Below are 7,739 nucleotides of genomic sequence, written 5' to 3'. Positions count from 1 at the left end.
GGTAAATAGGGGAAGTTTCTAATGCCTGAGCAAAGAGAAAAAGCGCACAACCGGTAAATAGAAGAAGTTTCTAATGCCCGTGGAAAGGGAAAAAGGACACGACCGGTAAATAGGGAAACTTTTTAATAACCGAGGGCAAGGGCAAGGTTGCCTGCTACTAAGGCCTAAGAATACGCTTAAGTGCCACTAGGTCTCTGTCAGCATTCCGCTAACCAATCGACCAGTATTCTTGATCGGAGCTGACCAAGGCGCTTGTGCATTCTGATATAATGAGAGTAACATAAGAAGAGAGGCAGTGAGCACGATGAAATTAGGTTATGCGGCATATCAGTCTCCATTTGGAACCATAAGAGTGATTGCAGATGCGGAAGGGATTAAGCGAGTCGAGCTATTTGAGGAGGATTGGGAAAAGTTTTTGAACGACCATCCTGATTTGATAGAAGACCCTGTCCTTTGTGGTGAAGCGATTCGTCAGTTGGACGAGTACTTCAGCGGAAAAAGGAAGGAATTTGACTTGCCCTTATCCATTGAGGGAACGGAATTTCGAATGCAAGTATGGAAGGCGCTGCAGTCCATTCCTTACGGTGAAGTAAAGAGCTATGCGGACGTAGCAGGAATGATTGGTAATCCAAAAGCGGTTAGAGCAGTTGGACAAGCTAATCGATCCAACCAGCTGCCCATTATTATTCCTTGTCATCGTGTGATTGGAAAAAGTGGAAGTCTGGGAGGATATGCAGGGACGAATACGCCTATTAAAAAAATGTTATTAGAGATTGAAGGCCACCTCATTCCCCAATAGAAATTACGTAATAGTACACTAAGCATGAAGATTAATTTCTTCATGCTTTTCTTATGCGGAGGATGGCCAAAACGGGTTAATGGTGCTAAAAGCGGGTACTCTAAACTAGAAAAGGAATGATGCATGATTGGAATAGTTCCTTTTGTCAAAAAGAAAACACTTCAACTTCGCTGTTATCTTGTGATAAAATCAATCGGTAATTCTACTTTGAATGTGGTGGGTGAATCACATGCTTTCTTCTTTTAAGAGGCTGTTAATTGGCCGGCCGTTAAAGTCAACGGCATTAGGTGAACAAAAATTAAATGTACTTAAGGCACTAGCTATCTTGTCCTCAGATGCTCTTTCCTCTGTAGCATACGGGACTGAACAGATATTAATTGTATTGGCAACCATTAGCGTGATTGCTTATTGGTATTCGATACCCATTGCGGTAGGCGTCTTGTTTCTTCTTGCTGCACTCATCTTATCCTATCGACAAATTATCTATTCCTACCCACAGGGTGGTGGAGCCTATCTTGTATCTAAAGAAAATATTGGTGAGAAAGCGGGACTAATTGCTGGGGGCTCCTTGCTTGTTGACTACATATTAACCGTAGCTGTTAGTGTATCCGCAGGAACGGACGCGATTACTTCGGCATTTCCTGCCCTGCATACCCATACAGTGCTGATTGCGTGCATTTTGGTTGTTTTCATTACCATTCTTAACCTGAGAGGGTTAACGGAGTCAGCATCGATTTTAGCCTATCCAGTTTATTTGTTTGTGGTTGCTCTCTTTGTTTTAATTGGAGTTGGACTATATAAAATAATGACTGGCGATGTGTCTCCAACTGCTCAGCATGCAGCAATTGGGGCACCGGTTCAAGGGATTACCCTATTCTTGCTGCTCCGAGCATTTGCTTCTGGATGCTCTGCCTTGACGGGAGTGGAAGCCATTTCAAATGCCATTCCAAACTTTAAGGATCCTGCACCAAAGAATGCGGCCAAAACACTGGTCCTAATGGGAACACTTTTAGCGATCCTGTTTTCTGGAATCACTTTTCTGGCGTATTATTACGGAGTCTCGCCGAAGCATGATGAAACAGTCGTTTCTCAAATTGCTAAAGAAACGTTTGGTCGAAACTACCTTTACTTTTTCGTCCAGGGAACAACTGCCCTGATATTGGTGCTTGCGGCCAATACAGGTTACTCTGCTTTTCCATTACTTGCTTTTAGCATGGCAAAGGATAAGTATATGCCAAGGATGTTTACCATTAGGGGGGACCGTCTCGGTTACTCAAATGGAATCGTTTCTTTAGGAATTGCTTCTATCCTGCTCATTATTGCTTTCCAGGGGAAAACGGAAAGCCTTATCCCACTCTATGCGGTTGGAGTATTTATTCCATTCACCTTGTCGCAAACGGGAATGATCTTAAAGTGGCTTAGGGAAAAACCAGCAGGCTGGCTAGCAAAATTGGCATCTAATTTAATTGGAGCTCTAATCACTTTAACGGTTTTAATCATTTTCTTCGTAACGAAATTAAGTCAAGTTTGGTTTGTTATCATCTTTTTGCCGTTAATTGTCATAGGTTTCCTAAGAATTAAAAAGCATTATGAAGCGGTAGGGGAACAATTAAGACTTCAACCTGGGGATTGTGATTATAACATTTCAGGTAACGTCATCATCGTTCCTGTCGCAGGGATTACGAAGGTTGTTGCCAATTCAATTAACTATGCCAAGTCTATTACTGATCAAATTTTTGCTGTGTATGTTTCCTTTGATCGTGAAGATGAAAAACGATTTGAGGAAAAATGGCAGCAATGGCAGCCGGATGTACGGCTGGTGACATTGCAGTCACATTACCGCAGTGTATTACAGCCATTATCGAAGTTTATTGATACGGTGGAACACAAGGCGAGTGAAAACAATTACCGAGTGACGGTGCTGATTCCGCAATTTATTACCAAGAAAAGCTGGCATAACATATTGCATAATCAATCAAGCTTATTAATCCGTACCTACCTCATATTTAAAAAGAGAGTAATTGTGGCAACCTTGCCATTCCATTTTAAAAAGTAAAAGAAGGTGAGAGGGACTTTGGTGTTTTTGGTGGAGAACAAGTGGATGATCTTGGTTATTCTTGAAGTGTTGGCGTGGTCTTCTACCTTTTTCTTGCTTTATGCGAGGTATGGGTTGAAGTCAAGCTTCTGGTTTAAGGTAGCCACTGTGCTTTTTGCATTAACGGGTGTGATTCCACAGGTTTTAATGGGGATTGTAAACTTTATTGCGACGAAAAAAATTGATATGTTTACATTGATTATTGTCCTACTAATTGTATATGGCTTCACGATTGGAAAAAAGCATGTGAAAAAGCTTGATGCCTGGGCACAAGCGAAGTTTTCCAAGCAATCGTCGTAAAAACCATAAGAAAGAAACCACCGATTCTAGTCGGTGGTTTTCTTTGTTTTTTTGATTAAAAAGTAAATCGCACCTAAAACTACTGCTGCAATGATGATTGGCATGACGTAGGGCTGTGCGTATTCTTTGATATGTGACCAGTTGCTTCCCAGTACCTTTCCTAAGTAAAGGAAAAGGATCGACCAAGGTAACACTGCTGCCACAGTGTAAAGCGTAAATTTTGTCGGTGACATTTTGGCGATACCAGCGGGAATCGAAATGGCATGTCTCACAACTGGAATGAAACGTGCAGAGAAAATGACGCCCGCTCCATATTTCTCAAACCATTGTTCAGCAATATCAATATGACTCTTCTTAATTAAGACAAACTTGCCGTATTTTTCTAAAAATGGCCGGCCGCCATAATAACCTGCCCAATATAAAAACAACTGAGCGATCGTTCCCCCGATGGTTCCAGCAATCACGGCACCAATAAAATTGAGATGGCCTTGTGCAATCATATAACCGCCATAGCCTAACACAATTTCACTAGGGATAATCTCAATCATTAACCCTAAGGCAATCCCAAAGTAGCCTAACTGTGATAAAAACTCCAAAACGCCATTAATAAAATCAGCCATAATTCACCTTCGCTTATGTAAAAAGTATTTTGTCTACTCTTATTTTATCTTAGATTGTCTCATTAAGAAATAAATTAGGTTAGCTACTTAATGATTTACTTGAAGAAAATAAGTAGGATTTATGATGATAACGAATGCTGTAAACAAGGCCCATTGCAAACATATTACCCATGAGGGAGCTGCCACCGTAACTAATAAACGGGAGCGGAATGCCTGTAATCGGCAGGACTTGGATCGTCATTCCGATATTTTGAAACACATGAAAGGTTATCACGCTAATAATTCCTGTACATACATACGTGTTAAAAGGGTCATTGGTTTCAAGTGAGGTTTTAATTAAATGATAAATTAATAGGAAGAAAAGGCCAATGACGATACTTCCGCCCACAAAGCCATACTCCTCACCAATCACACTAAAAATAAAATCTGTATGTGCTTCAGGAATATATACTTCCCGATGAGTAAAACCTTTACCAGTAATTAAACCTGAGCCGATCGCACTTAATGATTTTAATAGATGGTAGCTTGATCCTGATGAATGATTGGCTGGGTCAAGCCAAGAATAAATTCGATTGAATTGATAGGTCTTTACATGGAGGTATTTTTCAAGTAATTCAGGTTTTTGTAAAACAAGATAGAAGATAAGGGCACCGGTGGAAATCCCAGCACTATAAATAGGAATAATAACCTTCCATGTGATACCTGAAACAAGGATAAACCCTGTTAATATGGAAAGAATCACAAGTCCAGTTCCAAGGTCTGGCTGCATCATAATTAAACCGAGTGGAGCTGCAGTGGTTACACCTAATTTTAGCAATAAGAGAAAGTCAGTTTTCAATGATTTATCTATGTATTTTTCTTGGTGGCTGGTTGTTAAACGACTTAAGGCCAAAATCAAGAAGATCTTTACAAACTCGGAAGGTTGAATAGACCCTATCCCCTTAAAAATGAACCAGCTCTTTGCGCCGTTTCTGACTGGTGCAATGGACTCAGGGGCAACGTATACCGCAAGGAGTAACAATAAACCCAATCCATATAAATACCAGGAAAGCCGCTTGTACTGATAGGCATCAATAAAGATGGAAACAGATATAATTGCGGCTCCGACCACATACCAAAATACTTGCATGACTAAGAAGTCTTTTTCACCATATTGCTCGGAAGCTTGTGCGCTATAGATGGCCGCACAGCTGAAAAGGAAGAAGAGAAAAAGTAATAACGTTAATGTCCAGTCAAATCGATCGGCTTTTTTCATATAATTGCCCATTGCAACACCCAATTTTTTCTATTAATTATTAACCTTATGCTAGCAAACACGGGATTATCCCACAATACTAATAGGAAAAAATTACAACTCCTATAATAAATGACGTTTGTTTAAGAAAAATGTTTCGATTTTTCATAACTACAGGTGTTTTATAAACATGGTCGCTATGCCGAAGTAGGTAAGCAAAGAAAAGATGTCGTTTAAGGTGGTAATCAAAGGGCCTGATGCTACCGCAGGGTCAATCTTGAGACGATAAAGAATAAGGGGAATAACAGTCCCAGCAAGCGTTCCGATGATGAGGGTAAAGAAAAGGGAGCAACCGACAACCGCCCCAAGAATCAGATTTCCCTGCCATATATATGCAATAATCGAGATAAGGATGGCACAGGTAACCCCGATCGTAATGCCCACCCCGAGTTCTCTAATAATAAGGCGGGTAATCACTCCACGGTCAATATCATGTGAAATTAGCCCCCTAACGACAACCGCAAGGGACTGCGTGCCAGTATTCCCTGTCATCCCCGCGATCATGGGCATGAAAAAGGCAAGAGCTACAACCTGCTGCAAAGTATTCTCAAAGCTGCTGATAATCCTGCCTGAAATAAGTCCAATAAACAATAGCAAAATCAACCATGGTAATCGCCGTGCGGCCGCAACCAACATTTTAGTTTCAAAATCGATTGACTTTCCTGTGGCTGATAATTTTTCAATATCCTCATTCGCTTCTTTGATGACAATGTCGATAATGTCATCGACGGTGACAATCCCGACAAGGACATTGCTTTCATCGACAACGGGGATGGCTAAGAAGTCATATCGTTCTGCCATTCGAGCAACTACTTCTTGGTCGGTCGTTACTGTGACAGAAATGACTCGCTCATACATGATTGTTCGTATTTTTTCTTCAGGTTCAGCTAACAGGAGATCTCGATAGGAAACAACACCAACGAGTTTTCGTGTCTCGTCTGTGACATAAATATAGTTAATCGACTCGGCGAACTCCGCAAAGACCTTAAATTTTTCAACTGCTTCTTTAACAGTAAAATAGTCCCGAATCCATACAAAGCGGTTGGTCATGATTCGCCCTGCAGTTTCCGGAGGATAATTCATAATACCTTTAACGGCATTCGACTCTTCCGCTTTCATCCCTGATAAGAGATAATCCTTCTTTTCAGGAGATAATTCGTTTAATAAAAGGGCCAAATCGTCATTATCCATTAAGTCGAGAACCTTACTGGATTTTTCAATTCCGAGCTTGTTTAATAAATCCAGTTGTTCCGTTTTTGGTAACTCCTCCATTAAGTCTGCCAAGAGATCAAATTTTAAAAAGAGGAGAAATCGGGCTTTATGTTTCTCGGGTAGTTCCTCATAGATCTTTGCCACATCGTAAGGCTGAAGTTCATCTATGATGGATTCAAACTCAGCTTTTTTGTTTTCTTTTAACGTTTTTATGATATAAAGATTAATCTCATCTTGAGCCATATCTTTAATCATGCAGGCCACACTCCTTTCCTCAGGTGCGGTGTTGATGATTCTTTTAAAATAAATCAATGAAATAGAAGGGAAATAGAAATAATAAGAAGAAGAACTATAAAATAGTATGTGTAATTTCGAAAAGAAAATTGATTTGAATCATATGAAGGGCAATAAAAGAACAGATACAAAAACAAAATAGGTGTTATTCAAAAATATTATTTGTAAAAGAATTGAAATAAGCTATTTGACCTATTATTTGATAAAATAAGTAAGTATGAAATTAGGTTTAACAATTATTTTCTTTAAGACATAAATTACATGTGTTTGATCGGAGGAGTTTGGCTTTGAAGAAGCATCATCAAGACATACGGGATCTCATCTATGTCCATTTAAACCAAACAGACCAGTATGTTATGTCCTACGGTATTGAATTCGATGAATTTGCTGCTGCTTTTTCAGGTTCATTAAATCATCTGCTTTTATTAAAGCACCGTTTTGATGATGCTGATTTTAATATGCATACACTACTCGAATATTGTCCGGAAGATAGAATAAATAAATTAGCTGGCGAAGATGTATACAGTTATGGGGACTTTTGTTGGATTGATTTTATTGAAGAAGAGGTCTTAAATGAACTATCAGGGCAGGAGTTGGCTGAATTATTGTATCTTGGCCATCAAAAACATCATTTAAAGCTGCCTTTTTATAATAAGCTGGGGAATCGTTTTGTTTATTTAGCGCATGATGATGGCTGGTTTAACAAAATTTATTACCGAAGCTTTAAGGATTTTTTCCATTTACTTAGTGAAGTGGTTGCAGGCAAGGTTGGCGAGCTGAAACTGGAAAAGTCCATACTTGGTATTCGAAAAAAGCGGATTTATCCACCGGTGAATAAAGAAATTCTTCTCTCATTAACCCCGTTCATTAAGGAAGGAATTTGTATTTCTTTACGGGATGCCGATCATCAACGCGGACGTTTGGAAATTCCAATCTGGGTTATTGGTGATTTCGCGAATATGGATGACATGTATGAGGAATATGAAAATCTATCAAATAAACCATACCATGCCAAGCTGATCTTTGATAAAAAGACAAAAGAATGGAAATTGAATGTAATATAAAAGGCTGGCTCCTTGTGAGTCAGCCTATGCTTTTAACGATCATAAAATTCGACTTCGAGAA

Annotated in this window: 7 protein-coding genes; 4 read left to right on the top strand and 3 right to left on the bottom strand. The window is 39.5% G+C overall.

Going from position 1 to position 7,739, the window contains the following annotated elements; genetic code table 11:
* The first annotated feature begins 304 nt into the window (after positions 1-304).
* From ABES03_RS04990 to ABES03_RS04980, 3 genes are all read left to right on the top strand, one after another.
* Positions 305-799 carry a methylated-DNA--[protein]-cysteine S-methyltransferase gene (locus ABES03_RS04990; RefSeq protein ID WP_430115682.1) on the top strand — a complete coding sequence of 165 codons (495 nt, stop codon included), beginning with the start codon at positions 305-307 and terminating at the stop codon, positions 797-799.
* Positions 800-1,028: 229 nt separating this feature from the next.
* The gene (locus ABES03_RS04985; protein ID WP_430115681.1) at positions 1,029-2,855 is read left to right on the top strand and encodes an APC family permease; all 1,827 of its coding nucleotides are present in this window, start codon (positions 1,029-1,031) and stop codon (positions 2,853-2,855) included.
* Between the two features lie 45 nt (positions 2,856-2,900).
* Complete coding sequence (locus tag ABES03_RS04980) at positions 2,901-3,194, top strand: hypothetical protein (protein ID WP_430115678.1); 294 nt, start codon at positions 2,901-2,903, stop codon at positions 3,192-3,194.
* Between the two features lie 26 nt (positions 3,195-3,220).
* Here ABES03_RS04980 and ABES03_RS04975 read toward each other — a convergent pair whose 3' ends face one another.
* The 3 genes from ABES03_RS04975 to mgtE form a co-directional block, all read right to left on the bottom strand.
* Complete coding sequence (locus ABES03_RS04975) at positions 3,221-3,814, bottom strand: DedA family protein (protein ID WP_430115677.1); 594 nt, start codon at positions 3,812-3,814, stop codon at positions 3,221-3,223.
* A 79-nt stretch (positions 3,815-3,893) separates the two neighbouring features.
* Entirely contained in the window at positions 3,894-5,081 is a 1,188-nt protein-coding gene (locus tag ABES03_RS04970) for an FtsW/RodA/SpoVE family cell cycle protein (protein ID WP_430115675.1), read from the bottom strand.
* A gap of 138 nt (positions 5,082-5,219) precedes the next feature.
* Positions 5,220-6,575, bottom strand: coding sequence for a magnesium transporter (gene mgtE, locus ABES03_RS04965; protein WP_430115673.1), 1,356 nt, complete (start codon positions 6,573-6,575; stop codon positions 5,220-5,222).
* 326 nt (positions 6,576-6,901) lie between these two features.
* Here mgtE and ABES03_RS04960 point away from each other — a divergent pair, with 326 nt between their 5' ends.
* Positions 6,902-7,678, top strand: coding sequence for a hypothetical protein (locus ABES03_RS04960; protein WP_430115672.1), 777 nt, complete (start codon positions 6,902-6,904; stop codon positions 7,676-7,678).
* Positions 7,679-7,739: the final 61 nt, after the last annotated feature.

Origin of the sequence: Neobacillus rhizosphaerae, assembly GCF_050477885.1 — a bacterium.
In the GTDB taxonomy this organism is placed as follows: Bacteria; Bacillota; Bacilli; order Bacillales; family Cytobacillaceae; genus Neobacillus; species Neobacillus rhizosphaerae_A.
This window is presented reverse-complemented; position numbering and strand designations above follow the sequence as displayed.